The following is a 26,532-nucleotide window of genomic DNA, read 5'->3' as shown; positions in this document are numbered from 1 at the left end:
TGCACGTTGTTGTGCAATCTATAGAATTTGCACAGCAGCGTGCAACTGTGCGAGGCTGGAACGTGAAAGGACTCACATGCCAGCGATCAGAACCATGACTTCATCCGCGACACCGGGCAGCCGGGCACAAGCCAATCGGCGGCGAATTCTCGACGTCGCGGCCAGTGAGCTGGCGCGTAATCCTTCCGCCAGCATGGAGGAGATCGCCGCCGCGGCCGGCGTTGTGCGCCGCACCCTCTACGGCCACTTCCCCACCCGCGAGGCATTGATAGACGGCATCCTCGACCTGGCCTCGGAGGACATCGCCCACACCCTCCGCCCACTCGACCCCGACGAGCCGGTCGCGGTCACCTCGGCCCGGTGCACGATCGCCCTCTGGCGAGTCGGCGACAAATACCGCCTGCTGCTCAAACTCACCGAAACCAACCTGGACGCGCGGATCGACCAACGGCTCGCACCCGTGCACGACCACGGCACCGCGATGTTCCGCCACGGCCAGCAACTCGGCGTGTACTCCAGCCACCTCCCCGCCGAGGTGATCTCCCGCGCCCTTGCCGGACTCGTTCTCGCCCTGCTCGAGGCACGCAACGACGAGACCTGGACCGAACCCGAACCCGAAGTGGCCGCAGCCCGCGCCTGCCTGATCGCACTAGGCGTAGCACCCAGCGAAGCCGAGGAAATCGCCCGGACCGCAGCAGCATTGGAAAACACCCACGCGGAACGCGGATAAGCTGCCACCGAAACCACAGCCTAGAGCCAGTAACCCGCCCGGCTCGGTCTGCGATCCGGGCAGCCTGAATATCCTCGATGTGGGGGTATCGGCCGACGCTGGACGCCCGAACGCCGCCGACGCAGTTGCCTCGGACCGGCTCGTCGATGCAGTTCCAGCGGGTTGGGGTGGTGAAGAACAGGCCGAGGCTCAGCATCGATGCCCGCCGGTCAACGCGGCGCCCTGGGAAGCCTTGCCGAGGGTTGAACCGGACGCCGGATCACCCAGTACGCGCGGAACAGCATCGGCATGGCCAGAAACCACAGGTGCGCAGCAGTACGCCATCGCCGCGACCATCCCGGCCACTACGAGACCGGCCTATGCGCGATCGCTCCATCGGTGCACGGCGGGCCAGCGGTCGCGCGCACGGCGGCTGAACGGGCAAGCGCCAGCAGAATGGTCGTCACTGGAGGTGAAGATCAGCGCTGATGCAATGTCGGGACCGAGGCCGTAGCAGCCGAGCACGTGGGGCCCGGCGCCGGTGGCCGCCCACCGGCGGGGCCTTGTGAGAAACCGCCTCTGTCAGGACAGTTTCAAACTGCGACCGATGATTTCCTTCATGATCTCGGTGGTGCCGCCGTAGATGGTCTGGACGCGGGCGTCCATGTAGGCCTTGGCGATCGGGTATTCCTTCATGTAGCCGTAGCCGCCGTGCAGTTGCAGGCAGCGGTTGATCAGGTCGAGCTGTTCTTCGGTGGTCCACCACTTGGCCATGGCGGCGTCCTCGGCGGTGAGCTTGCCCTCGTTGAGCAGTTCGATGAACTTGTCCACCATCAGCCGTACCGCGGTGGTCTTGGTGGCCAGTTCGGCGAGCACGAAGCGGGTGTTCTGCTGGGCGCCGATGGGCTTGCCGAACGCCTTGCGATCGCGGACGTACTGGATGGTCATGTCGAGGCAGGATTCCATGGCCGCGGCCGCCATGACGGCGATCGACAGACGCTCCTGCGGCAGGTTGTGCATGAGGTGCAGGAAACCCATCCCCTCGGTGCCGAGCAGGTTCGCGCCGGGCACGCGCACGTCGGTGAAGCTCAGCTCGGCGGTGTCCTGAGCCTTGAGGCCGAGCTTGTCCAGGTTTCGGCCGCGCTCGAAGCCGTGCATGCCGCGCTCCACCACGAACAGACTGAAGCCCATCGCGCCCTTGTCCGGGTCGGTCTGGGCGACCACGATCACGATGTCGGAGTTGATGCCGTTGGTGATGAAGGTCTTGGCGCCGTTGAGGATCCAGTCGTCGCCGTCGCGCACCGCGCGGGTCTTGATGCCCTGCAGGTCCGAACCCGTGCCGGGCTCGGTCATCGCGATCGCGGTGATGATCTCACCGGAACAAAAGCCGGGCAACCAGCGCTGCTTCTGCTCGTCGGTGGCCAGCTCCAGCAGATAAGGGGCGATCACATCGTTGTGCAGCGCGAAGCCGAGACCGGAGTACTGCCCGCGCACCGACTCCTCGGCCACGATGGCGTTGTAGCGGAAATCCTGCACCCCGCCGCCGCCGTACTGCTCCGGCATGGCCATGCCGAGAAAGCCCTGCTTACCGGCCTCGAGCCAGACCTCCCGGTCGACGATCCCCTGCTCTTCCCACTGCGCGTGGTTCGGCGCGACGTGCTGATCGAGAAACTTGCGGAACGACTCCCGGAACAGCTCATGTTCGGGTTCGAACAGTGTGCGCTCCACGCCAACCTCCTAGTGACCACACCGGCCGGTCCACACCGACCAGTCGTTGCCTCATACGGTACCCGGAACGAGAATCGCTGTTTACTTCTGGGCCTGGACAGCGGTCTCACCTGGACCGGCGGCGCGGCCTCGGAGCGACTGATGAGATTCTCGGCAAACGGCGGGTTCGACCCGCGGACCTACGGCGCGGTCACGGCCCCCCTGGGCCCCGAACGGGCATGCTCGATCCTCGCTCGGCTCGGACGGGAGAAGAACCGTGGCGGACGCGTTGTCGGGTTGCTGGCCGCTTTCAGGAGATTTCGTGGCCCATTGCCCGGAGGATGTCGGCCAGCCACACCAGGTGGTATCCCAGCGCTCCATCCGAATCGGCGAGCAGATCCTTCAGATGCTGCCAGCACTCGGAGAGCTGACCGATCGTCAGGTCGGCTGGCTTGTTGTACACGTCGTAGAGCTCGCCCGGCGGGATGGACCAAAAGTAGTCTTTATCCAAAGCAACCGTCTCGCCGGCCGTAGCCGCCTCGACATGATCCAGCAGCACATCGATCGCTCGGCGCAGCTCGTCGAGGGACACGCACAGGGGTTCACCGACCATGGACACCATCCTGAAGGACGGAGAGGACTCCCCTGAAATCGGCTCGAGCGCGCATCGTGTCTTCCACGATCTACCAAATCGCTGGCGGCTAGACCGTGATCGTCCAGGACATATTCGACAGGGCCCTAACCGGCGATCGGAGGAAAGCACCGGGGCGCACCCTCGACCACCACGCTACGGATTCCGAAAAGCGCGGGAGCCGTCAGCGTTTCAGCCAACCACGCACACGGCCCACCAGGGTGCGCCCTTGGTCGCGCTCCCGTTCGGCGAAGAGGAACTTCAGTTCCTCCTCCAGTGCCTTACGCACGACGTCGCGGAATTCCGTTGCAGCCGTGTGCTTGTCGCGTGAACCGCGCCAGGGCGCAGGGTCGATCGGCGCGCCTGCGGAGAAGTAGAAACGCTCGGGCCGCGGAATGACGGTGGGTCCGACACCGCGGATCAGCGGAGGGGTGAGCTCGCGGCTGAGCCCGAGTGCCTCCACGGTCCAGCGCAGCGGGCGCAGGAGCGGATGGTCGCCGTCGACCACGATGTCGTAGGCGTCGTCGACGCCGATCATCGCGACCGGCACGATCGGGGCGCCCGCCTCGATCGCCATGTGCGCGAAGCCGCTTCGTCCCTCCCACTTCAGCATGTACTTCTCGTTCTTGCGGCGTACCGCCTCGCGACCGCCGCCGGGGAAGACCATGACTGCCTCGCCCCGGGCGAGCAGGGTCAGGCAGTTGGACCTCGTCCCGCGCACCGAGCCGAAGTGGTGCAGCAGGTGACGCACGCCGGGGACGTTGATCAGCACGTTCTCGGCGAGACCGCGGATCAGGCGGCCGCGGCGGCGCAGCACCTCGGGTAGCAACAACGGGGCGTCGATGCCACCCAGCAGGTTGTGGTTGCCGACCAGCAGCACCGGCCCCTCGGCGGGAATGTTCTCCAAACCGTAGAAGCGCGGGCTGGTCCACGCACGCAGTGGCGCGAGCAGGGTGTCGATAAACCGCAGATCGGTGTCGGTCAGCGAAACCGACAGCGGCGCACCGTCGCTGAGCACCGGATCAGCGCTGTCCACGGCGCCGGATCGGCTGGTACCGGAACCGGAGCGGGCGTCCGACATGAACCCTCCTGATGTCGATTCGCTGACGATAGCGTAACGAAATAGACTGCGTCGCATCGAATGTGCGCGTCACGCCGCGACACGCCCGGTGTTGCCGATCGACCGGCGCACCGGTCGCACCGGGGAGCGCACGACGAATTCGCACGTCATCGCGGGTCGGCCAGCCGCAGGGTCCTGGTTCGATGTGAATACGCCCACACGACAGCGGAAGTCACCGATCGGCGCTCGACCCCGACACCGCTGGCGTGCGCAGCGCGCCGCCCCTGGCGGAGTCCGTCTCGCGATCGGCGCACCGGCGTCTTCGAAGCGAGCGAACGACACCACCGGACCCACACGTCTACGCGGAGACGTGCTCGCCGTCCCCATGCGCACCGCCCGTGCCCGCATGCGCGTACTCGGACACCGCGGCGGCGAGTGCGTGCGGGACGCGCGCGCGAACCCGCGTGCCGCCCTCCTCGTGGTCGGAACTCAGGATGCGGCCATCGGCGTGGATGCGGGCCAGCAGGTCGCCGCGCGTGTACGGCAGCAGCACACTGATCTCCACGTCCAGACCGCCGAGCATCTCGGCGAGCCGCTCGCGCAGCGCGTCGATGCCCAGCCCGCGGTGCACGGAGACGAACGAGGCGTCCGGCAACAGCGCGCGCAGGTGGGTGAGATCAGTGGGTGAGGTTGCGTCGGTCTTGTTGACCACCAGCAGTTCCGGCGGGGGCGGCGTGCCGGATTCCTTGATCACGTCCGTGATCACCTCGCGCACGGCCTTGATCTGCTCGGCGGGCAGCGCGTCCGAGCCGTCCACCACGTGCAGCAGCAGGTCGGCGCCGGTCACCTCCTCCAGCGTGGAACGGAACGCCTCGACCAGCTGGGTGGGCAGGTGGCGGACGAAGCCGACGGTGTCGGTGAAGACCACCTCGCGGCCGTCGTCGAGCTCGGCTCGCCGGGTGGTCGGGTCGAGGGTGGCGAACAGCGCGTCCTGCACCAGCACTCCGGAGCCGGTGAGGGCGTTCATCAGGCTCGACTTGCCCGCGTTGGTGTAGCCGACGATCGCCACCGACGGGATGCCGCTGGAGGTGCGCCGCGCCCGCATGGTGTCGCGCGCGGTCTTCATCTCCCGGATCTCGCGGCGCAGTTTCGCCATCCGCTCGCGGATGCGCCGACGATCGGTTTCGATCTTGGTCTCACCGGGGCCACGCAGACCCACGCCACCGTTGCTGCCCGCGCGACCACCGGCCTGCCGGGACATGGACTCGCCCCAACCGCGCAGCCGCGGCAGCATGTATTCCATCTGGGCCAGCGAGACCTGCGCCTTGCCCTCGCGGGAGGTGGCGTGCTGAGCGAAGATGTCCAGGATCAGCGCGGTCCGGTCGACCACCTTCACCTTGACGACCTTCTCCAGCGCGGTCAGCTGCGCCGGGGTCAGCTCACCGTCGCAGATCACGGTGTCGGCGCCGGTTTCCAGCACCACGGAGCGCAGCTCGTCGGCCTTGCCGGAGCCGATGTAGGTGGCCGGGTCGGGGCGGTCACGGCGCTGGATCAGCGCCTCGAGCACCTGTGAGCCCGCTGTTTCGGCCAGCGCCGCCAGCTCGGCCATGCTCGCCTCCGCCTGCGCGGCGGTTCCCGCCGTCCAGACGCCGACCAGCACGACGCGTTCCAGGCGCAGCTGCCGGTACTCGACCTCGGTGATGTCGGTGAGCTCGGTGGACAGGCCCGCCACGCGGCGCAGGGAGCTGCGCTCATCGAGCTGGAGCTCACCCACGGTCGGATCTGCCGACCAGCCCGAACGCCGCATGCGGGCGGCGTGCTCGGCGACGACGTCACCGGTCACGGCATCCGCACCGGTCGCAAGGTCGTCGGAGGTCTCGGCGGAGCGATCATCCGCGTCCGCCGGGGTGAATTCATACGTCTTTGATTTCCTCATACACCATCCATGCTGCCACGACATCACCGCAGCACGCACCCGGTTATCCGCGGGCCGCGCGCAGCGGTGGCACCACCGCGCCCCAGGGACGACCGCCGTCGCGCCCAGGCACCGCGCAGATGGTCGGCGGGACGCTGTTACCGCGCCACCGGCAGGGGTGTGAGCGCGCTGCGGCTCACAGGCCGTTCCACCAGGATTCGGCGAGGCGGCCGCTGGCCACCAGGACCGACGGCCCGCGCAGCCACGCCGAGCCGCGCTCCAAGCCGACGGTCAGCGCTCCGCCGGGCACCCGGACGGTCACCCGCCCGGTGTCCTCGGCGATCCGGAAACCGTCGGCGGCCAGCGCCGCGGCGGCCGCGGCGACGGTGCCGGTGCCGCAGGAACGCGTTTCGCCGACGCCGCGCTCATAGACCCGCATGTCGACCGAGCGCTCGTCGTCCAGCGCGGTGACGATCTCCACGTTCACCCCGTGCGGGAACAGGTCCGGATCGAAGCCGGGCGGCACGGTCAGGTCGAGCTTGCCGAGCGCCTCCACGGACATGCCTGGATCGACGCAGGCCAAGTGCGGGTTGCCGACGTCGATTCCGATCCCGGACAGCGCCCAGCCCGCGATGGTCGCGGTGGATTCGCCCAGTTCGCGCACCGGTCCCATGCCGACGGTGACCTCGCCGTCGACCGCGTCCCCGGCGTGCACGGTGACCGGGCGCGCTCCGGCCCGGCTGCCGACGACGTAGCTGTCGCGGGTCTCCAGGCCCGACGCCGCCAGGTAATGGGCGAAGACGCGCACGCCGTTGCCGCACATCTCGGCGACCGACCCGTCGGCGTTGCGGTAGTCCATGAACCAGTCCTCGGCTCCGACGCCGTCCGGAATCTCCGCGAGCACACCCGCGGCGTACAGCGCACCGGCGCGCGCGACCCGCAGCACACCGTCCGCGCCGAGCCCGCGCTGCCGATCACACAGCGCGGCGACCTGCGCCGGAGTCAGCGCCAGCTCGGCATGCGGGTCCGGCAGCACCACGAAGTCGTTCTGGGTGCCGTGCCCCTTGGTGAACTCGATATCCGGCACGTGCGCTGTCTCCCTCTCTCGTCGTCACTTGGCAAACGTGCGGCGCTGCCGGGAAATTTCGTAGAGGGCCACCGCCGCGGCCGAGGGCGCACCCAGTGAACTGGCCGTGCCACCCATCGGAATGTGCACCATATCGTCGCAGGCCGCCTGCCAGGCCGAACTCATCCCGCTGGTCTCGTTGCCGACGACCAGTATCGTCGCGTCGGTGAAGTCGTAGTCGTAGGCGGCACAATGCCCGTGCTCGTCTGTGCCGACGATCCGGGTAGGAATGCCGCGGCGCACCTGCCGGTTGCGGAACTCGAGCACCTGCGCGGGCCCGGCGGCGCGCATCACCGGCACCGCGAACAGCGAACCCGTCGAGGCGCGCACGGCCTGCGGGTCGTACTGATCGGCACCGTGCCCGGTGACGATGACGCCGTCGGCGCCGAAGGCGTCGGCCGAGCGGATCAGCGTGCCCAGATTGCCCGGTGAGTTGGGGCGGTCGAACACCACGACCACCGGCGCGTCCTCCCCCGGCTCGCCCGGCTCGAAGGTCTCCAGCTCCGGCTGCCGCGACATCGCGACGGCCACCAGTTCCGGTACCCCGCCGCTCTTTTCGCCGAGCTCGGCCATCAGCTCGGGCACCAGTCCGACCTGCGGGACCGCGCTGGTGTCCAGCAGCTGGCGCGCCCAGCTCGACAGCTCCGGGCCGCCGAGGCGATACAGCAGTGTCTCCAGCGGCCAGTCGTTGGCCACGGCCTGGGTGATCGGACGAACTCCCTGCACCAGGAACCGGCCGTCTCGATGACGTTTGGTGCGGTTGTTCAGATAGGCCTGCCACACCTGGACGGAGGCGTTGCGTGTGCTGACACGTCGGGTCACTGCGGAGTCCGTTCTTTCTCTTTCTCATCGAGCAGGGCCAGCGTCGTCGCCACCAGATCGGCCGTGGCACCGTCCACCCACCGCACCCGAGGATCGCGCCGGAACCAGGAGCGCTGCCTGCGCACGTAGCGCCGGGTGCCGATCAGCGTGCGTTCCCGCGCGTGGTTCAGGTCGTATTCGTTGTCCAGGTAGGCCAGGACTTGTGCGTAGCCGATGGCGCGGCGGGCCGTGACGCCCTCGCGCAGACCACGCTCGATCAGGCCGCGAACCTCCTCGACCAGCCCGCCCGCGAACATCGCGTCGGTGCGCTGCTCGATCCGCGCGTCCAGTGCCGCTGTCTCCCGGTCCACGCCGATGATGATCGTGCCCCAGCGCGGCTGCCCTATCGTCGGCGCCGAGGCGGCGAACGGTTGCCCGGTGAGTTCCACGACCTCGAGCGCGCGCACCAGGCGCCGCCCGTCGGTGGGCAAGATGGTGGCCGCCGCCGCCGGATCGGCCTCGCGCAGCGCCGCGTGCACCGCCGCGACACCGCTCTCGGCGAGCACCGCTTCCCAGCGCGCCCGCACGGCCGGATCGGTAGCCGGGAAGTCCCATTGATCCAGCAGCGCCTGGACGTACATCATCGAACCGCCCACGATGACCGGGACATGCCCGCGCCGCATGATCGCGTCGACGTCCGCGCCTGCCGCCGCCTGGTAGGCGGCCACGGACGCGGTGTCGGTCACCTCGAGCACGTCGAGCTGGTGGTGCGGGATGCCGCGCCGCTGCGCGACGGGCAGCTTCGCGGTGCCGACGTCCATGCCGCGGTAGAGCTGCATGGCGTCGATGTTCACGATCTCGCCGCCGAGCCGTTCGGCCAGATCCAAGGCGAGGTCGGATTTGCCGGTGGCGGTGGGGCCGACGACAGCGATGGGCGTGATGCCGGAATCCGTCACGGGGCGTCCTCTTCCGCTGGGCGCCAGAGACTCGCGTGGTAGCCGACGCCGAAGGGCGCGTCGCGATAGCGCGTCTCGACCACCGGATCGGCGCGGAAAAGCCCGGCCAGCACTTGGTAGGCGGGACGTCCCGCGAGGACCAGTTCAGCGCACAATCCCGGATCCAGCGCCGTGAGCGCGGCGCGGTCCCCCGCGGTCAGAGCACGATCGAGTTCGTCCTGCGCGGGACGGGCCCGCTCGTCCAGGTAGCCGGGCGCCTTCGTGGACAGGGTCGCCGCGCCGTCGGCGACCACCAGCACGCCGCGCCGCTCGGTGGCGCCGTCGAGGTCGGCGCGCAGCTTCGCCCCGAGCTCGCCGCAATGCTCCGGCGGTGCGTCCGCCGCCACGATGCGTGCCTCGGCGACGGCGCCCGGCGCGACCTGCCCGCGCAGCCACCCGGCGATCAGCACGGCCAGCGGCAGTTCCGGATCCGCCGGCGCCGCGCCTGCGACCGCGGCTGCGGAGAAACCCACTCGGACGTCGGCGCCGAATCCACGGAACGTGCCGACGGAAGCCGGACCGAAGCATGCCTCGGCCGCACCCGGGCCGACCACCACCCACTGGTCGGTCACCGACGCGAAAGCGCGCACGGTGTCGAGTACCGCAGCCCGTAGCACGGCGCGCGAGTCGGGTTCGCCCGTCCCCGCCACGTCCGCCAACCCGCCGCACAGCTCGGGCACCAGGATGGGCGGCGAGGGAACGAGGGCGGCGATCGAGAACACGTCGTAACCGTAGTCGTTGCCCAGACCACCGGCCCCGCGCGGCTTCGAGTGTCTCTGCCGTAAACACGCCCGGGATTGATAGTGTTCGAGAAGCTACAACCCAGGTCATCAGGGGTTGGAATCCCCGGGATTTCCTCCGCGGGAAGGCAAGGATCGATGGTCACAAGGGCTCGGACCGGGTTGAATGGGATGAGCTAGGGCGTAACCAGGCAGCCGTGACGCGCGGCAGGGACGAGGAAAAATGACCGACAGCAACGGAACCGCGAAAGCCAGCCCCGGCAAGATGCCGCGCTCTTCCGGAGCTCCGAAACCCGGTAGCTCGGTTCAACCGCCCAAGCCGCACGCGGTCAAACCCGCCCCGGGCCCGGCCCAGCAACACCCACACCCCGTCGTCGTGCCCACCGTCTCCGATCCCAGCCTGTGGGGCCGGGTCGACGAGGACGGCACCGCGTGGGTGAAGACGGCCGAGGGCGAACGCCAGGTCGGCTCCTGGCAGGCCGGTGACGCCGCCGAAGGCCTGGCCCACTTCGGCCGCCGGTTCGACGACCTGGCCACCGAGATCGCCCTGCTGGAGGCCAGGCTGGCGGCCGGCGCGGACGCCCGCAAGACCAAGGCCGCCGCCATGGCGCTGGCCGAATCGCTGCCGACCGCCGCGGTCATCGGCGACATCGAGGGCCTGGCACGGCGCCTGCAGGCCATCGCCGAGCACTCCGAGGAAGCGGCCGCGCACGCGAAGGAAGAGAAAGAGCGCGCCCGCCATGAGCACACCGAGCGCAAGGAGGCGCTGGCCGCTGAGGCGGAGAAGATCGCCGCCGAGTCCACTCAGTGGAAGGCCGCGGGCGATCGGCTGCGCGAGATCCTCGAGGAGTGGAAGTCCATCCGCGGCGTGGACCGCAAGGTCGACGACGCGCTGTGGAAGCGCTACTCCAAGGCACGCGAGGCGTTCAACCGCCGCCGCGGCGCGCACTTCGCCGAACTGGATCGCGAACGCGCCGCCGCGAAGGCACGCAAGGAGGAACTGTGCGTGCGCGCCGAGGAGCTGTCCGGCTCCACCGACTGGGTGACCACCGCAGGCATCTTCCGTGACCTGCTCGCCGAGTGGAAGGCTGCCGGTCGGGCGCCGCGCGAGGCCGACGAGGCGCTGTGGCGGCGCTTCAAGAGCGCACAGGACGTGTTCTTCGCCGCCCGCAACGCCGCGGTCTCCGAACGCGACGCCGAGTTCGAGCAGCACGCGGCGGACAAAGAGCAACTGCTCGAGGCCTACGCGCACATCGACCCCGCCGCCGACCTGGAGGCCGCCCGCAGCGCGCTGCGCGAGCTTCAGGACAAATGGGACGCCATCGGCAAGGTGCCGCGCGACCGCATGCAGGAACTGGAAGGCAAGCTGCGCGCGATCGAGAAGCGCGTCCGCGACGCCGTCGACGCGCAGTGGCGGCGCACCGACCCGGAGGCGGTGGCACGAGCCGCCCAGTTCCGCGAGCGTGTGGCGCAATTCGAGGAACAGGCCGCCAAGGCGCAGGCCGCGGGCAACGTCCGCGACGCGGAGAAGGCGCTGGAGCAGGCCAAACAGTGGCGCGAGTGGGCCGAGGCCGCCGAAGGGGCCGTCAGCAACCGCTGAGCGGCTGCCTCGAGCCTCCGCTCGGCCCGGCGCACAAGCGACTACCTCGAGCCGCCGCTCGCCCCGGCGCGGGCTTGATGACGGACTACCTCCGGCAACACTCACTAGGCCGGGTACCGGCCCCGATCAACGACAGCGGTCCCTCCGATCGGAGGGACCGTTGCTGTGCGGCCAATACCCCGAGCTGACTTGTCGTTTGCGCAAGCTCCGGTCAGGATTCGCCGGTGAGGCGGCGGCGGTCGCGTTCCTCCGCGGCCGCGGCGGCGTTGCGGCGCTGCTCTTCGGCGGCCAAGTGCAGCGCGGTGCGGCTCCACACCACGCGCACCCAGTGGAACGTGAGCACGATCGCAACGATCGCGCCGAGGATCAGGCCGATGCCGGGGCCTGCGCCGACGTAGTTGCCGAGACCGGGGGTCTGGCGGTGCCAGATCGAGAGGACGCCGAACACGCTGGCGACGGCGCTGCCCGCGACGGCGATCCAGGCCAGCACCCAGCGGCGTGTCATCAGCGCCAGCGTCGAGAAGCCGATGCCGAAGACCACGAGGAACCATACGAAGACCCGGGAGGGCAGCCCGATGTGCTCGGTGCTCGCCACTTCGGTGTTCAACAGCACGTCGAAGCCGCGTGCCGTGCCCGCGTGCGGCAGGACCAGCGACGCCAGCAGCAGGAACACCGCTCCCGCCACCACCATGGCGCGGACGCCCGGGTCGATCTCCCCCGCGATCCTGCGCTCGACGGCGTCCAGATCGTCGCGGAACTGTTCGAAGTCGTTGGTGCTCTCGACCGAGCTCACTGAATCCTCGTTTCGTTCGTCGTCGCCGGAGACGCTCGGGGACTCCCCTGCCTGCCGCGGGGTCTCCGCGGACGCGCCGCGCTCGTCGTCGCCGGAGACGGGTTCGGCCCCGTCGGCGCCGCGCGGGGCGCCTTCGTCGTCCGGCCTAGTAGTCATGCGCCGCAGCCGGTCGAGCAGCCCGCGGCCGCCGCCTCGGGAGCAGGAGCGCCGATGCGCGGCAGGCCCAGACCCACACCGATGGGCTCGGTCTTCGGCGTGACGCCGCGCTCGTGCGCGTCACCGGCGCGGGTGCGGCGATGGGTCTTGACCGCGGCGTCGGCGATCAGATGATGCGGGGCGGCGCCGGTGATGTCGACGGTGACCAGATCGCCGGGGCGGATCGGCTCCGCGGTGTCACCGGGACGGAAGTGCACCAGCCTGCCGTCACGGGCACGGCCGCTCATCCTGGCGGTCGCGGCGTTCTTCTTGCCCGCCCCGTCGGCGACCAGCAGCTCCACCTCGGTGCCGATCAGCTCCTGGTTGGCGGCCAGGGAGATCTCCTCCTGCAGCGCGATCAGCCGGTCGTAGCGCTCCTGCACGACGGCTTTGGGCAGCTGATCGGGCATGTCGGCGGCGGGCGTGCCGGGGCGCTTGGAGTACTGGAAGGTGTACGCGCTGGTGAAGCGCGCCTGCCGGACCACGTCCAAGGTCTCCTGGAAGTCCTCCTCGGTCTCGCCGGGGAAGCCGACGATGATGTCGGTGGTGATCGCCGCGTGCGGCATCGCGGCACGCACTTTGTCGATGATCCCCAGGTAGCGGGCCTTGCGGTAGGAGCGCCGCATGGCCTTGAGCACCCGGTCCGAACCGGACTGCAAGGGCATGTGCAGCTGCGGGCAGATGTTCGGGGTCTCGGCCATCGCCTCGATCACGTCATCGGTGAACTCGGCCGGATGCGGCGAGGTGAAGCGAACCCGCTCCAAGCCGTCGATGCTTCCGCACGCGCGCAGCAGCTTTGCGAACGCGCCGCGGTCGCGCGGCTCGGCCGGGTCGGCGAACGACGCGCCATAGGAGTTCACGTTCTGGCCGAGCAAGGTCACCTCGAGCACGCCTTGGCCGACCAGTGCCTGCACCTCGGCGAGCACGTCACCGGGGCGGCGGTCGACCTCCTTGCCGCGCAAGGCCGGCACGATGCAGAAGGTGCAGGTGTTGTTGCAGCCGACCGAGATGGAGACCCAGCCCGCGTAGGCCGATTCACGCTTGGCCGGCAGGGTGGAAGGGAACGCCTCCAGCGATTCCAGGATCTCCACCTGGGCTTCCCGGTTGTGCCGGGCCCGCTCCAGCAGCACCGGCAGCGAGCCGATGTTGTGCGTGCCGAAGACGACATCCACCCACGGCGCTTTGCGCACCACGACGTCGCGGTCCTTCTGCGCCAGGCAGCCGCCGACGGCGATCTGCATGCCGGGGCGGCCCGCCTTGATCGGCGCCAGGTGGCCGAGCGTGCCATAGAGCTTGTTGTCGGCGTTCTCGCGCACCGCGCAGGTGTTGAACACGACGAGGTCTGCCGTCGCGCCGGGCGCGGCTTTCACGTATCCCGCGTCCTCCAGCAGGCCCGACAAGCGTTCGGAATCGTGCACGTTCATCTGGCAACCGAAGGTGCGGACCTCGTAACTGCGTGCTGTGCCCTCGGCGGGCGCTGGAGTCAACACCGCCTGTCCGATCGAATCCACCCATTAAGGGTACGGGGCCGCGTCCGGCGGGTTTCGCGGGCATCGGTGCAGGCTCGCGGGCAAATCTCCGGTCGCCCTCGGCACGGGCCATAACGTTGCGCCGATGTGTTGTATCGGCGTGTCGCGACGGTGTGTCGCCGAAACCCGGGCAAATCCCCGTTTTTTGCTTAAGGTCTTGACCATGACCGATGACGCCGCCATCCCCGACACGACCGGGGACGCTCCTGCCGGGGCCGTCAGCGCCGCCACCAGCGCGCCGCCGATGATCTCGATGCGCAATGTGGACAAACACTTCGGCGACCTGCACGTACTCCAGGACATCAACCTCGAGGTCCCCAAAGGACAGGTCGTCATCGTTCTGGGCCCCTCGGGTTCCGGCAAGTCGACGCTGTGCCGCACCATCAACCGCCTGGAACCCATCGACTCCGGCGACATCGCCGTCGACGGTGTCCCGCTGCCCGCCGAGGGCCGCGCGCTGGCCGCGCTGCGCGCCGATGTCGGCATGGTATTCCAGTCGTTCAACTTGTTCGCGCACAAGACGATCGTGGAGAACGTCATGCTCGCGCCGATCAAGGTCCGCAAGATCAAGAAGGACGCCGCCCGCACCCGGGCCATGGAACTGCTCGACCGGGTCGGCATCGCCAATCAGGCCGAGAAGTACCCGGCCCAGCTCTCCGGCGGGCAGCAGCAGCGCGTCGCGATCGCCCGCGCGCTGGCGATGAACCCGAAAGTGATGCTGTTCGACGAGCCGACCTCGGCGCTGGACCCGGAGATGGTCAACGAGGTGCTCGAGGTGATGGTGTCGCTGGCCAAGGACGGGATGACCATGCTGGTCGTCACCCACGAGATGGGGTTCGCCCGCCGCGCCGGAAACCGGGTGCTGTTCATGGCCGACGGCCAGGTGGTGGAGGACGCGCCGCCGGACGTCTTCTTCACCGCCCCGAAGTCCGAGCGCGCCAAGGACTTCCTGGGCAAGATCTTGAGCCACTGACCCGCCGGACACAGCGGCCAGCAACACCCACGAGAGGGAGAAGGAAACCCGATGAGGATCAACCGTGCCCTGCGAATCGGTGTCGGGGCGATCGCCCTGGCACTCGCCGCCGCGACCGCCACCGGCTGTGGCGGCGGCGACGACAAATCCGCCCTTGACCACGCCAAGGACGGCAAACTCACCGTCGGCATCAAGTTCGACCAGCCGGGTCTGGGCCTGCGCAACAAGGATGGCTCTTACAGCGGCTTCGACGTCGAGGTGGCCAAGTACGTCGCGGGCAAGCTCGGCGTGCAGCCTGAGAGCATCACCTTCAAGGAATCCCCCTCCGGCCAGCGCGAGACGCTGATCGAGAACGGTCAGGTCGACTACATCGTCGCCACCTACTCGATCAACGACCAGCGCAAGGAGAAGGTCGACTTCGGCGGTCCGTACTACGTCGCGGGCCAGTCGCTGCTGGTGCGCGCCGACAACAACGCCATCAACGGCCCCGACGACCTGAAGGGCAAGAAGGTCTGCTCGGTGAAGGGCTCCACCCCGGCGCAGAACATCAGCAAGAACTTCCCCGACACCCAGTTGCAGGCCAACGACACCTACTCGCTGTGCCTCGAGGGTCTGCGTGCGGGTTCGTGGGACGCGGTGACCACCGACGACATCATCCTGGCCGGCTACGCCGCGCAGAGCACCGGCGCGTTCAAGGTGGTCGGCAAGCCGTTCACCACGGAGAACTACGGCATCGGGGTGAAGAAGGGCGACAAGGAACTGCGCGACAAGATCAACGACGCGATCGAGGCCATGATCGCCGACGGCTCCTGGAAGAAGGCGTTCGACGCCACCGTCGGCGCCTCGGGCTACCAAGCCCCGCAGCCGCCGACGGTGAACCGGTACTGAGTTCCTCCGTCTTCCCCAGCACGGGTGGCCCGGCCCCGACCGGGCCGGGCCATCCGCCGCACTTCCCCTGACCATCGAAACCCGATCGGAGGGACGCGTCCGTCGTGTTCGACCTGATCTCGAGGTACGACACCGAAATCCTCGAAGCCTTCTGGGTGACCATCCAGCTGACCGTGCTGTCGGCGATCGGCGCGCTGATCCTGGGCACCGTCGTCGCCGCGCTGCGGGTGTCTCCCGTGCCGGTGGCGCGCTGGGTCGGCACCGGCTACGTCACCATCTTCCGCAACACCCCGCTCACGCTGATCATCGTGTTCATGTCGCTGGGCCTCTACACCACGATGGGCTGGCGGCTCGCGGGCGAGGGCCCGGATTCGCTGGCGCAGAACAACTTCCGCTTCGCTGTGGTCGGCCTGAGCATCTACACCGCCGCCTTCGTCTGCGAATCGCTGCGCGCGGGCATCAACACCGTGCCGATGGGCCAGTCCGAGGCAGGCCGCTCGCTCGGCTTCGGGTTCCTGCAGAACCTGTGGCTGGTCGTGTTGCCACAGGCCTTCCGCTCGGTCATCGCGCCGCTGGGCAGTGTGCTGATCGCGCTGACCAAGAACTCCACCATCGCCTCGGCCATCGGCGTCGCCGAGGCCGCGACCCTGATGGCGGAGATGACCGAGACCGAGGCCGCGGTGCTGGCGATCGGCGCGATCTTCGCGCTCGGCTTCGTGATCCTGACCCTGCCGACCGGCCTGTTCTTCGGCTGGCTGGCCAAGCGTTACGAGGTGGCCCGATGAGCTCAGGTGCTTCGGTTCTGTTCGACGCGCCGGGCCCGAAGGCGAGGCTGCGCAACAACTTCTACTCGGTCCTGGTCGTGGTCGCCATGGCCGCGGTGGTGTGGGTGCTCTACCGCGGGTTCGCCGACAAGGGACAGTTCACCGCCGAGAAGTGGAAGCCATTCCTGGAAGCCGAGGTCTGGTCGACCTACCTGCTGCCCGGTCTGCGCGGAACGATCGTCGCCGCGCTGCTGTCGATCGTGCTCGCGTTGATCCTCGGCATGATCTTCGGCGTGCTGCGGCTGTCGGACCATCGGGCCGTGCGCTGGGTGGCGGGTGCGATCGTCGAGGTGGCGCGCGCCATCCCGGTGCTGATCCTGATGATCTTCCTGTTCGCGGTGTACTCCGACTACGACCTGTTCAAGTCCGAGGATCTCGCGCTCGCCGCGGTGGTCACCGCGCTGACCGTCTACAACGGCTCGGTCATCGCGGAGATCGTCCGGGCGGGCATCCGGTCGCTGCCGAAGGGGCAGACCGAGGCGGCCGTCGCGCTGGGCATGCGCAAGAGCCAGCTGATGCGCTTGATCCTGCTGCCGCAGGCGATCACGGCGATGCTGCCCGCGCTGATCTCGCAGATGGTTGTCGCGCTCAAGGACTCGGCACTGGGTTACCAGATCACCTACGTCGAAATCGTGCGCTCGGGCCAGCAGCTCGGCGCGGCCGAGCAGAACACCGTCCCGGCGCTCATGGTCATCGCGGTCATCATGATCGCGCTCAACAGCGCGCTGACCCTGGTGGCGACCAAACTGGAGCAGCGACTGCGGGCACGCAAGCGCGGGAAGGGCGCAGGCGCCGTCGTCGCCGCGGACTCCGTCATCACAGACGCGGCGCCCGGCGTCGATATCGCCACGAGACCGTGAGCATCGACGAGCCGGAATTCGAACGGTTCCTTGCCGCGGCGGGTGACCGGGCTTCGGAGTTGCGTGCGCTGGACGTGGTGATCCGCTCCAGCGCACCGACTTTCGAAGCGGTGCTCACCGAGGGAATGGGTGCGCCCATGCTGGGGTACGGGATGATTCCGTACCAGTCCAAGAGCATGAAGGAACCGGGCGAATGGCCGGTGGTAGCGCTGGCTGCACGCAAGAACTATGTGTCGCTCTATATTTCGGCACTGGAGGCCGGAGAGTACATGGCGGAGCGGTACGCCGACCGGCTCGGGAACGTCAGCTGCGGGAAGTCCTGTATCCGGTTCAAGCGCTTGGACGATCTGAACCTGGACACGGTGCGGGAGATCCTGCGCGGACTGGAGCGGCGCAAGCTCGCCGGAGAGAAGCTCTACGGCGAGCCATGAACGCGGGATCGAGCGGCTTGCCGCATCGAGTATTGCGTCGAGCTGAGCACAACACTCGTCCCATCGGCGGCTGCCCGCCGCACCATCAGTCGATGGGGTCGATGAGATCGCTCTCGACGCCCTGGTCGGCCAGCGCCGCCTTGACCACACGGTAGGCCGTGGACTGGCTGTAGCCACGTCGGGCGAGCATGCCGACGAGACGCCGGACCGCCTTGTCGTGGTCCAGGTCTCGCGGGAGGGACCGCATTTTGCGGCGGACCAGGTCGGCGGCGCGAGATTCCTCGTCGTCGGCGGTGATCCCCGCGAGAGCGGACACGGCATCCGATTGCGCGACGCCTTTGCGCCGGAGTTCCTGAGCCAGCGCCTGTTTTCCTTTGCCGGAGAAGGTGTGGCGGGAGTGCACCCACTGCTCGGCGAAGGCGGCGTCGTCGACGAGACCGACCTCGGTCAGGCGATCGAGCGCCCGTTCGCTCACTTCGGGCGCGTACCCCCTGGCGGCCAGGCGCCGAGCCAGCTCCGCTCGACTGCGCGCCCGGACGGCGAGCAGGCGAAGACACACCTCTTTCGCCTGCTCGACCGTCCCGCCTTCGGATCCGGCCGCCACCGGATTCGACGGGGGGCTTGCAGAGTTCCCGGAGTCGGCCGTCCACGGGCCCGTGGACCCTCTCCCAACCCGGCGACCGCGACGGGACCCGGTCGAACGCGCCCGCTGCGGATCGGACGTGTTCGACCGGGTTCCCATGGTGTCCGGCGCAACCGAACCACCTTCGGCTCGCCGGACCGGCTCGGGTGCCTGCTCGCCGGGCAACACGTCGGCCGGCCGACCGGAGGCGGCCAAGAGTTCTTCCAGCCGACGCCGCATCTCCTGCACCGCGTCCGACCGCGGCTGCCGGGGAGCGGCCGGCCCCTCCCCGGGCGAGCGCCGGCCGTGCATCGGCTCAGAAATCGGCGGGCACCTCGGCAGCGTCGGCCGTCACGTCGGCGCCGATGCCGAGCTTTTCCTTGATCTTCTTCTCGATCTCGTCGCGGACGTCGACGTTCTCCAGCAGGAACTTGCGGGCGTTCTCCTTGCCCTGACCGAGCTGATCGCCCTCGTAGGTGTACCAGGAGCCGGACTTACGGATGAAGCCCTGCTCCACGCCCATGTCGATGAGCGAGCCCTCCTTGGAGATGCCGTGCCCGTAGAGGATGTCGAACTCGGCCTGCTTGAACGGCGGCGAGACCTTGTTCTTCACGACCTTCACGCGGGTGCGGTTGCCCACCGCGTCGCTGCCGTCCTTGAGCGTCTCGATGCGGCGCACGTCCAGGCGCACCGACGCGTAGAACTTCAACGCCTTACCGCCGGTGGTGGTCTCCGGCGAGCCGAACATCACGCCGATCTTCTCGCGCAGCTGGTTGATGAAGATCGCGGTGGTGCCGGAGTTGTTCAGCGCGCTGGTCATCTTCCGCAGCGCCTGGCTCATCAGGCGGGCCTGCAGACCGACGTGGCTGTCGCCCATTTCGCCCTCGATCTCCGCGCGCGGCACCAGCGCGGCCACCGAGTCGATGACGATGATGTCGATGGCGCCGGAGCGCACCAGCATGTCGGCGATCTCCAGCGCCTGCTCACCGGTGTCGGGCTGGGAGACGAGCAGCGCGTCGGTATCGACGCCGAGCTTGCGGGCGTAGTCGGGGTCGAGCGCGTGCTCGGCGTCGATGAACGCCGCCACACCGCCCGCGGCCTGCGCGTTGGCCACCGCGTGCAGCGCGACGGTGGTCTTACCCGAGGATTCCGGACCGTAGATCTCGACGATGCGGCCGCGCGGCAGGCCGCCGATGCCCAGCGCGACGTCGAGGGCGATCGAACCGGTGGGGATCACCGAGATGGGCTGGCGCGCCTCCTCGCCGAGGCGCATGACGGCGCCCTTGCCGAAGCTCTTCTCCACCTGGGCCAGCGCGAGCTCGAGCGCCTTGTCCCGGTCGTACGCCTGTGGTGCCATGTCCTGATCCCCTTTTCGACGGGTGAGTCTCGTTCTGTGGTTGGCGCCTACAGTAGAGCGCGGCACCGACAAGTTCTGTCGCCAACACTAGACGAACAGATGTTCGAGTCAAGCGACGCGCCCGCCGACACACCCCACCGTCCCGGCCTCCTCGGCAAACGCCGCGCGATCACCGCACCAGGGCGATCCGATCGGTATCCAGCAGCGTCTGCGCCTGCTTGAACACCCGCAGCGAGGGCGCCACCTCGAGGCCGGTGATCCCGTCCAGCGCACCGAGCCCCTGGGTGACATACCGGTAAAGGTGCGCGGTGTCGCGGCAGATGATCGACGCCATCAGATTGAACGACCCCGTGGTTGCGGCCACGTAGACGATCTCGGGATGCGCCGCCATCGCCCGCCCCACCGCGTCCAGATCGGCCGGACGCACACGCAACCACAGCGCACCGCGCACGCCGTAGCCCATCCGCTCGATCGCGACGTCGAGGTCGAAGTAGAGCACCCCGGCCGCCATCAGCTCGGCCATGCGTCGCGCGACCCGGGGCGCCGACCATCCGGTTTCGGCCGCGAGCTGGGCATACGGCGCACGCCCGTCCCGCGCGAGCAGCGCGAGCATCGCCTCGTCCGCCGGGGACAAGCCCACCGGCGCGTCCGGTCCCGCATTCGCCGGACGGAACCGGGCCGGACCCAACTCCTCGAGTTGAGCGGCGGTGAACAAATGCCGGTAGCGCGGCCACTCCTCGTCGAGCGGAAACCGATGGATCACCTCGTGCGCGGTCAGCTCGAGCACCTGCGGAGCGCGCGGCAGGATGTGCAGCAGCAGCGCGTCGCGCCGTTCGACCGAGCGCGGCCGGCACACACAGGTCACCTCGGATCCGGTGGACAGCAAGGTCACCCAGCTCACATCCGGAAACCTGGCCAGCGACTCGGCCAGCCGCAGCGCCTTGTCCGGCGTCGATTTCAACCGCAGCATCCAGCGCGTGTGCCCGAGCGGAACCGCGTTCACCTGCCCCGCCACATGCAGGATTCCCCGTTCGCGCAGCGCGCGATAGCGCCGGGCCACCGTCTGTTCGGAGACCCCGAGGATGCCGCCGAGCTTGGCGAACGAGATCCGGGCGTCCTGCGCCAGCGCGTGCATGATCTGCTTGTCCAGCACATCGAGCACGGAGGATTCCCCTGAGTCATTGCGGCGCATGGGAGGAATCTAGCGCAGATCGCCCTCCGGCTAGGGGGATGCATTCGATTACCGCACGCTTGGCGTCGAAATCATTCGATCCGCCGTGGAGGCTCCTGTGAGGAAATGGCTCCCTCTGTTCGCCGCGTGCCTGGGCACGCTCATGCTGCTCATCGACGTCACCATCGTGAACGTCGCGCTGCCCGACATCGCCGCTGATCTCGGCACCGGATTGTCCGGCTTGCAGTGGGTGGTGGACGGCTACGCGCTGGCGCTGGCAGCGTTGCTGCTGGTATTCGGCTCGCTCGCCGACCGGGTGGGGGCCGAGCGCGCGTATCTCGGCGGACTCGCCGTCTTCGCGGTCGCGTCGCTCGTGTGCGGTGTCGCCGAATCCGCGGCGAGCCTCGTCGCGGCCCGGGCGCTGCAAGGCGTCGGCGGCGCGGCCATGTTCGCGACGACGCTCTCGCTGCTGCACGCGACCTACACCGGTCGCGATCGCAGCGTGGCCTTCGGCATCTGGGGCGCGGTCTCCGGTGCGGCCGCCGGAATCGGAGTCGTGCTCGGCGGGGTTCTCACCGAGGTACTGTCCTGGCGCTGGATCTTCTTCGTCAACCTGCCGATAGCGGTGCTGGCGATCGGGTTGACCGCCACCGTGTTCCCGCCCTCGCGCCGCCGGGCGGACCGGCCGGTGGATGTGCCCGGCATGCTCGCCTTCGCGACCGCGGCGACGGCGATCACCTACGGCGTCATCCGCGGCGGCGAGCACGGCTGGACCGACGCGGCCGCGATCACCGCGCTCGCGCTCGGCGCCGCCGCGACGCTGGTCTTCGGTCTCGTCGAATCTCGCGGCGCCGCGCCGATGTTCCCGCCGGCGCTGCTACGCAACCGAGATCTCGGCGCCACGCTGCTCGGCGCCTCCGGACAGACCTTCGCCGCCTTCGCCAGCATGCCGCTGATCTCGCTGTGGCTGCAGCAGCACCTGCACATGTCGCCGCTGGGGGCAGGTCTCGCGATGCTGCCGATGGCCGCTACCTCGTTCGTGGTGGCGGGTGCGTTCGGGCGGCTGCTGCATGACGTGGCGCCGAAGTGGACCGTCGGCGCGGGCTTGGTGGTGGTCGGTCTGGGTACCTGGCTGCTCACGCTGATCGGCGCCGGATCCTCCTGGGTGGCCCTGATTCCCGGTTTCGCGGTGATCGGCGTCGGGATCGGCGTCAACGCGCCCGCGCTGGTGTCGGTCGGCATGGCGGCGGCGCCGCCGCAGCAGGGCGGCACCGCGGCGGGCGCGGTGAACACCGCCCGGCAGCTGGGGCTGGCGCTGGGCGTCGCGGTGCTCGGTACCGTGTTCCGCGGCGTCGCCGGCGCCGAGCAGCCGATGACGTTGCCGAACTTCGTCGCCGGGCTGGACGCGGCCTTCGCGGTCGCGGCCGCGGTGGGCGTCACGTTCGGACTGGTCGCGTTCGGGCTGCTGCACCGGCAGCGGGCAGACGTCGACCCGGCCGGAGCCGAGCAGCACGTCGCGGCGGCCTGACCGCCTTCGCTCGACGCGACGGCGACCGAACGCGCCTCGCCACCGCCGCACCGGACGATGCGGCGGTGGCGTCCGGGATCCCTACCGCTGCGGCAGCACCGACTCGTCGCCCGGCTCGCGCGGCCCGAGGATGCGCCGGTCGGCCTCCTCGATCCGGACGTCGTTGATGCTGGCCTCACGCCGGGACATCAGCCCGTCCGGCGCGAACTCCCACTGCTCGTTGCCGTAGCTGCGCCACCATTGGCCCGAGTCGTCGTGCCATTCGTACTGGAAACGCACGGCGATGCGGTTTTCTTCGAATGCCCACAGATCCTTGCGGAGCGCGTATCCGTTCTCGGTGGACCACTTCCTGGTCAAGAACTCGACGATGGCGTCACGGCCGGTGAAGAACTCGTCGCGGTTACGCCACACCGAGTCCTCGGTGTACGCGGCGGCGACCCGCTCGGGATCGCGGGTGTTCCAGGCGTCTTCGGCGGCCTGCACCTTGAGCCTGGCCGATGCCGCGTCGAATGGCGGTAGCGGAGGTCGCATGGGACGACTCCTTCTCATAGACAGATTTCACGGGTTGACGGGCGAGAGCTCGGCGGCTCCCCAGCGCAGCGCTCCCCCACGCCGCTCGACCACTTCCTCGATGGTGAAGTCGAGGGAGCACTGCGCGCCGGTGGCGAAGGTCTCCGGCGCCCAGACCAGTTCGGCGGTGCCGGTCAGCTGGAGGGCCGCCCCGGTGGCCCAATCCGGGATCAGGATTCCGCACCGGGGATTCACCTCGATGTTCCCGAGCGTCATGAACATCGAATTGCCCCGGTAATCCGGCCAGCGCAGCCGGGTGGACGAAAGCACCTGCAGGAAGCCGGGATTCCCGCCGCGATGGGAGGCGTCCACGTGGCCGTCCGCGTCGGCAGTCGCGACGAAGAACGTGTCGGCCGCCGCCACCGCGGCCTGCTGGTCCCGGTCGAGTCCGCCGCTGCGCCGGGCCGCCTGCGCCGCGGCTTGCGGCGTGTAGCTCTCGATATCCCGGCGGGAGATGTACTTCGGACAGTTCGAGTACACCTGATCGGTGACAATGCGCAGGCCCCCATCCTCTGGCGTCGATGTGCCGTTGACCCGCATCCGCCTGCGCCGCTGCGGTTGCAGGGCGATCATGCCGATGCCGGCCTGGTGGGTCAGCGTCTCGTGCAGCGGGTCCGCCGCGGCGGGCCGGGCGCCGACCGCGATCGTCCGGTCGTCGACCGCGTGCACGAATCCCGGCGGACCGACCAGCTCGCTCGCCCACAGCCGCCCCGTCGCGTCGGCGGCGGCGATCACCACCATCCGCTGTTCGGCCAGGAAGCCGGCGGCGACCGCTGGGATCTCGGGGCGGATCATGCGGCCGACCCGCTCGGCGATGTGCGCCTGGCCCATCCGGCGCTGGATGGCGACCTCCCCGGCATGGAACGGCTCCATCACACTTCTCCTGTCGTGTCGCGGCCGAGAGCTCAGAAGAACCCGCAGGTCGGGGCCGCGCCGCTGGGAGCAGGGGCGGATTCGGCGCCGCTGGGCGCGTAGACCTCGAGCCGGATGCCGTCGGGGTCGGTGAAGAAGATCCCGCCGGAGGCGACGCCTTCACCGTGCGCCACCACTCCGTCGTGGGCGAAGGCGACCGACAACTCGCGCAGCACCCGCTCCACCGCGCGCACCTGGTCGATGGTGTCGACCTGGAACGAGAGATGGTGCAGCCCGGGCGTTTCGGTGGAGAAGGTGCCGTCGCTCTGCTCCCACAGCGTGACGACGAGCTTGCCGTCCGCGCCGAGGAAGGCCCAGCGGCGTTCGGCGTCGGTGCTCGCGGCGAGCTGTTCGAAACCGAGAGCGCGGCGATAGAAGTCCACCGAGCGATCCAGATCGGAGACGTTCAGGCCGATGTGCCCGGTAGCGAGCTGAGGTGCGGCGACTGCGGTCATGGTGTTCCTCCTCGGAATGTTCAACCGTCTTTAGCGGTTTGATTGGTTAGAACATACTGACATCGCGACACCCGTGTCAACCACTGAAATATATTTTACTAGTTAGAAGGGAGGCGGTCGCGGTGCCCACCGACGCGGACTCGATACCCTCGGGCATGCCCGATCCACGCCCCCACCTCGGTGAGCCCCTGGCGCTCGATCTGCTGAACACACGCTGGATCGAGAACGGACCGCAGGATCTGCTCACCGACGTCGCCGGACTGCGCGTCTGGCTGGCGTCGGCGAGCCTTGCCGATCGAGCGACCGCCGACGAGGCCACGCTGGCCGCGGTGCTGGCCGCCCGCACGGCCGTCTACGACGTGGTCGTGCATGGTTCCCAGGACGCGCTCAACGAGGTGCTGGCGCACGGCCGGATCCGGCGCGCACTCACCGAGTCGGGGCCCGCCGATCTGGTGGAGGTTCCCGAGAAACCCTGGCTGCCCGCCTGGCTGGCCGCGGACAACCTGTTGGACCTACTGCGCGCCGCGCCGGACCGAATCCGTCAGTGCGCGCACCCGGAATGCGTCTTGTTCTTCTACGACACCTCGAAGAACGGGACCCGGCGCTGGCACTCGATGGCCACGTGCGGCAACCGCACCAAAGCGGCCCGGCACTACGCGCGGAAGGTGTGAGGCGCGAACACCGAGGCTCAGAACAATTCGTCGAGGAGCCGGTAGTACTCCAGTCGGCTCTCGTCCGGCTCGGCCAGGCCGTAAGCCGCGAAGAAGGCGGTCACCTCGGCGTCGCCGAAGTCCTCGCGCAGATCGCGCACGGCCGGCGCCAGATCGCGGTAGCGGTCGGCGACGCCGAGCGCGCCGAGATCGAGCAGGATTTCGTTCTCCAGCACGTTCGAGGGAGTGAAATCACCGTGCGCGACCACCAGATCCTCCTGTGCCGGGCGCTGCGCCAGCAGTCGCGCGAGGATTTGCGCCGGAGTCGAGCCGCGGTTGTCGTCGTCGAAGTCGTCCGGATCCACGAGGTCTTCGATCACGTGGCGGCGCGCCTGCGCCAAGACCACGTCGAGCCGTCCGTCGAACGGGCACTCGTCGACCGGAATGCGGTGCAACCGCCGCAACACCGTGCCGAGCACCGTGCCGATCGAGGTCGGATACTCGGCGTCGCAGCCTGCTCGAGCGGCCAGGCTCGGCGCGCTCGCGTCGGCCAGCAGCAACACGTCGTCCTCGAACCCCGCCACCTCCGGCAAGCGAATCCCGCGGTCGCGCAACCAATGCAGGCGTTCGTATTCCGCGACCGCCTTCGGTCCGCGTTTGAGCCAATAGGCGCCGTTCACCAACACGACGTCGCCGCTCATGCCTTCGTGCTCGTCCGACCACGTCGGCGACTCGCCGAGCAGCGCGGCGACCATGGGCGGCAATGGAATCGGCAGGTCGGCCAGGGTGTCCAGGGCGTCGCGGGTGGATTCGATCTCCTCGGGTTCGCCTTCGGCAAGGCGCAGCCGCATCGCCTCCGTCAGCAGCGTTTGCGCCTCCGAGAGCTGATTCCGCTCGGCGAGCGCCTTGCCCAAATGCTGCAACGCGAACGAGAGCACGTCCGGCGCGGCCGCCCGCGCGTGCTCCACGGCGCGGCGGTAGAGCGTCTCGGCCGTGCCCGCGTCGCCGCGGTAGCGGTAGACGTCGCCGAGGTTGATCCACACGGTGATCCTGCGACGCTCGGTGTCCACCAATTCCAGCGCGCGATCGAGGTGATCCAGCGCCTCGTCATAGCGACCGAGCAGCATCAGTTCGATACCGGTCTGCCGGAAATCCGCGAAACCGACGGGGTGAGCCTGCGCCACCCTCGCCGCGAGGCGCTCCGGGTCGTGCGGAATCATCCGCTGCCGCTCGTCGAACCGGTAGAGCGGCCCGTCGTCCTGCTCCACCCCGCCGGGCGCGTTCACCAGCGCGCCTTGGGTACGTCGAACTCCGCGCACAACGCGCGCCACACATCGCGGGGATCGACGCCGGCCTCGATGGCGTCGGCTCCGGTGCGCCCGCCCAAGGCGGGAATCACATGGTCGGCCAGCAGGGCGTCGCCCCGGGCGACACCGAACTCGGTGTGCAACAGTTCTTGGAACTCGGTCAACCGCACCGTACCGAACTTA

Annotated in this window: 27 protein-coding genes; 9 read left to right on the top strand and 18 right to left on the bottom strand. The window is 69.0% G+C overall.

Features of this window, described 5'->3' with window-relative positions; genetic code table 11:
* Positions 1–94: 94 nt before the first annotated feature.
* Positions 95–730, top strand: coding sequence for a TetR/AcrR family transcriptional regulator (locus tag IU459_RS04140; RefSeq protein ID WP_195128068.1), 636 nt, complete (start codon positions 95–97; stop codon positions 728–730).
* A 561-nt stretch (positions 731–1,291) separates the two neighbouring features.
* Here IU459_RS04140 and IU459_RS04135 read toward each other — a convergent pair.
* From IU459_RS04135 to IU459_RS04100, 8 genes are all read right to left on the bottom strand, one after another.
* Positions 1,292–2,437: an acyl-CoA dehydrogenase family protein gene (locus tag IU459_RS04135; protein WP_195128067.1), complete on the bottom strand. Its 1,146-nt coding sequence runs from the start codon at positions 2,435–2,437 to the stop codon at positions 1,292–1,294.
* A 289-nt stretch (positions 2,438–2,726) separates the two neighbouring features.
* On the bottom strand, positions 2,727–3,029 hold the full coding sequence (locus tag IU459_RS04130) for a hypothetical protein (RefSeq protein WP_195128066.1): 303 nt from the start codon (positions 3,027–3,029) through the stop codon (positions 2,727–2,729).
* Positions 3,030–3,231: 202 nt separating this feature from the next.
* Entirely contained in the window at positions 3,232–4,128 is an 897-nt protein-coding gene (locus IU459_RS04125) for a lysophospholipid acyltransferase family protein (RefSeq protein WP_195128065.1), read from the bottom strand.
* A 337-nt stretch (positions 4,129–4,465) separates the two neighbouring features.
* On the bottom strand, positions 4,466–5,914 hold the full coding sequence (gene hflX, locus IU459_RS04120; RefSeq protein ID WP_195128197.1) for a GTPase HflX: 1,449 nt from the start codon (positions 5,912–5,914) through the stop codon (positions 4,466–4,468).
* A 304-nt stretch (positions 5,915–6,218) separates the two neighbouring features.
* The gene (gene dapF / locus IU459_RS04115) at positions 6,219–7,100 is read right to left on the bottom strand and encodes a diaminopimelate epimerase (RefSeq protein ID WP_195128196.1); all 882 of its coding nucleotides are present in this window, start codon (positions 7,098–7,100) and stop codon (positions 6,219–6,221) included.
* 33 nt (positions 7,101–7,133) lie between these two features.
* A complete protein-coding gene (locus IU459_RS04110) occupies positions 7,134–7,970 on the bottom strand; it encodes a TrmH family RNA methyltransferase (RefSeq protein WP_195128064.1) in 837 nt (278 codons plus the stop codon).
* Positions 7,967–8,905 (bottom strand): tRNA (adenosine(37)-N6)-dimethylallyltransferase MiaA, encoded by a 939-nt coding sequence (gene miaA, locus IU459_RS04105; protein WP_324198731.1) that lies wholly within the window; start codon positions 8,903–8,905, stop codon positions 7,967–7,969. The genes IU459_RS04110 and miaA overlap by 4 nt, the downstream gene beginning before the upstream one ends.
* Positions 8,902–9,666: a hypothetical protein gene (locus IU459_RS04100; RefSeq protein ID WP_195128063.1), complete on the bottom strand. Its 765-nt coding sequence runs from the start codon at positions 9,664–9,666 to the stop codon at positions 8,902–8,904. The genes miaA and IU459_RS04100 overlap by 4 nt, the downstream gene beginning before the upstream one ends.
* A gap of 241 nt (positions 9,667–9,907) precedes the next feature.
* On the opposite strand from IU459_RS04100, the gene IU459_RS04095 reads away from it, so the two are divergent.
* Positions 9,908–11,284, top strand: a complete 1,377-nt coding sequence (locus tag IU459_RS04095; RefSeq protein ID WP_195128062.1) for a DUF349 domain-containing protein — start codon at positions 9,908–9,910, stop codon at positions 11,282–11,284.
* 211 nt (positions 11,285–11,495) lie between these two features.
* Here the strand turns inward: IU459_RS04095 and IU459_RS04090 are convergent, their stop codons facing one another.
* Both IU459_RS04090 and miaB read right to left on the bottom strand, forming a co-directional pair.
* Positions 11,496–12,233: an Rv2732c family membrane protein gene (locus IU459_RS04090; RefSeq protein WP_324198730.1), complete on the bottom strand. Its 738-nt coding sequence runs from the start codon at positions 12,231–12,233 to the stop codon at positions 11,496–11,498.
* A complete protein-coding gene (gene miaB, locus IU459_RS04085; RefSeq protein WP_195128061.1) occupies positions 12,230–13,783 on the bottom strand; it encodes a tRNA (N6-isopentenyl adenosine(37)-C2)-methylthiotransferase MiaB in 1,554 nt (517 codons plus the stop codon). The genes IU459_RS04090 and miaB overlap by 4 nt, the downstream gene beginning before the upstream one ends.
* Before the next feature lie 262 nt (positions 13,784–14,045).
* Here miaB and IU459_RS04080 point away from each other — a divergent pair, with 262 nt between their 5' ends.
* The 5 genes from IU459_RS04080 to IU459_RS04060 all read left to right on the top strand — a co-directional run bounded on the left by IU459_RS04080 (position 14,046) and on the right by IU459_RS04060 (position 17,777).
* Positions 14,046–14,774, top strand: coding sequence for an amino acid ABC transporter ATP-binding protein (locus IU459_RS04080; RefSeq protein WP_067479700.1), 729 nt, complete (start codon positions 14,046–14,048; stop codon positions 14,772–14,774).
* A gap of 51 nt (positions 14,775–14,825) precedes the next feature.
* A complete protein-coding gene (locus IU459_RS04075; protein ID WP_195128060.1) occupies positions 14,826–15,662 on the top strand; it encodes a glutamate ABC transporter substrate-binding protein in 837 nt (278 codons plus the stop codon).
* Positions 15,663–15,766: 104 nt separating this feature from the next.
* Positions 15,767–16,447 (top strand): amino acid ABC transporter permease, encoded by a 681-nt coding sequence (locus IU459_RS04070; protein WP_195128059.1) that lies wholly within the window; start codon positions 15,767–15,769, stop codon positions 16,445–16,447.
* Positions 16,444–17,346 (top strand): amino acid ABC transporter permease, encoded by a 903-nt coding sequence (locus tag IU459_RS04065; protein WP_195128058.1) that lies wholly within the window; start codon positions 16,444–16,446, stop codon positions 17,344–17,346. The genes IU459_RS04070 and IU459_RS04065 overlap by 4 nt, the downstream gene beginning before the upstream one ends.
* A complete protein-coding gene (locus IU459_RS04060) occupies positions 17,343–17,777 on the top strand; it encodes a DUF1801 domain-containing protein (RefSeq protein ID WP_195128057.1) in 435 nt (144 codons plus the stop codon). The genes IU459_RS04065 and IU459_RS04060 overlap by 4 nt, the downstream gene beginning before the upstream one ends.
* Positions 17,778–17,862: 85 nt before the next feature.
* Here the strand turns inward: IU459_RS04060 and recX are convergent, their stop codons facing one another.
* From recX to IU459_RS04045, 3 genes are all read right to left on the bottom strand, one after another.
* Positions 17,863–18,381, bottom strand: coding sequence for a recombination regulator RecX (recX, locus tag IU459_RS04055; RefSeq protein WP_324198729.1), 519 nt, complete (start codon positions 18,379–18,381; stop codon positions 17,863–17,865).
* 334 nt (positions 18,382–18,715) lie between these two features.
* Positions 18,716–19,756: a recombinase RecA gene (gene recA / locus IU459_RS04050; protein WP_040780434.1), complete on the bottom strand. Its 1,041-nt coding sequence runs from the start codon at positions 19,754–19,756 to the stop codon at positions 18,716–18,718.
* Positions 19,757–19,925: 169 nt separating this feature from the next.
* Positions 19,926–20,948, bottom strand: a complete 1,023-nt coding sequence (locus IU459_RS04045; protein ID WP_195128056.1) for an Lrp/AsnC family transcriptional regulator — start codon at positions 20,946–20,948, stop codon at positions 19,926–19,928.
* Positions 20,949–21,045: 97 nt separating this feature from the next.
* On the opposite strand from IU459_RS04045, the gene IU459_RS04040 reads away from it, so the two are divergent.
* Entirely contained in the window at positions 21,046–22,455 is a 1,410-nt protein-coding gene (locus tag IU459_RS04040; RefSeq protein WP_324198728.1) for an MFS transporter, read from the top strand.
* Positions 22,456–22,536: 81 nt separating this feature from the next.
* Here the strand turns inward: IU459_RS04040 and IU459_RS04035 are convergent, their stop codons facing one another.
* Genes IU459_RS04035 through IU459_RS04025 form a run of 3 tightly spaced genes read right to left on the bottom strand, consistent with a single transcriptional unit; the run spans position 22,537 to position 24,392 of the window.
* Positions 22,537–22,986 carry a nuclear transport factor 2 family protein gene (locus IU459_RS04035; protein WP_195128055.1) on the bottom strand — a complete coding sequence of 150 codons (450 nt, stop codon included), beginning with the start codon at positions 22,984–22,986 and terminating at the stop codon, positions 22,537–22,539.
* A gap of 27 nt (positions 22,987–23,013) precedes the next feature.
* On the bottom strand, positions 23,014–23,898 hold the full coding sequence (locus IU459_RS04030; RefSeq protein WP_195128054.1) for a pyridoxamine 5'-phosphate oxidase family protein: 885 nt from the start codon (positions 23,896–23,898) through the stop codon (positions 23,014–23,016).
* A gap of 32 nt (positions 23,899–23,930) precedes the next feature.
* Positions 23,931–24,392: a VOC family protein gene (locus IU459_RS04025; protein WP_195128053.1), complete on the bottom strand. Its 462-nt coding sequence runs from the start codon at positions 24,390–24,392 to the stop codon at positions 23,931–23,933.
* Between the two features lie 155 nt (positions 24,393–24,547).
* Here IU459_RS04025 and IU459_RS04020 point away from each other — a divergent pair, with 155 nt between their 5' ends.
* Positions 24,548–25,063, top strand: coding sequence for a CGNR zinc finger domain-containing protein (locus IU459_RS04020; protein WP_195128191.1), 516 nt, complete (start codon positions 24,548–24,550; stop codon positions 25,061–25,063).
* 17 nt (positions 25,064–25,080) lie between these two features.
* Here IU459_RS04020 and IU459_RS04015 read toward each other — a convergent pair whose 3' ends face one another.
* A complete protein-coding gene (locus IU459_RS04015) occupies positions 25,081–26,328 on the bottom strand; it encodes an aminoglycoside 3'-phosphotransferase (protein WP_324198727.1) in 1,248 nt (415 codons plus the stop codon).
* A complete protein-coding gene (locus IU459_RS04010) occupies positions 26,325–26,519 on the bottom strand; it encodes a DUF3046 domain-containing protein (protein ID WP_040780443.1) in 195 nt (64 codons plus the stop codon). Before IU459_RS04010 ends, IU459_RS04015 begins: the two co-directional genes overlap by 4 nt.
* Between the last annotated feature and the right edge of the window lie 13 nt (positions 26,520–26,532).

Origin of the sequence: Nocardia amamiensis, from assembly GCF_015477605.1 — a bacterium.
Taxonomy (GTDB): domain Bacteria; phylum Actinomycetota; class Actinomycetes; order Mycobacteriales; family Mycobacteriaceae; genus Nocardia; species Nocardia amamiensis_A.
Note: the sequence above shows the minus strand (reverse complement) of the source record. Positions and strands in the feature narration are given on the sequence as shown.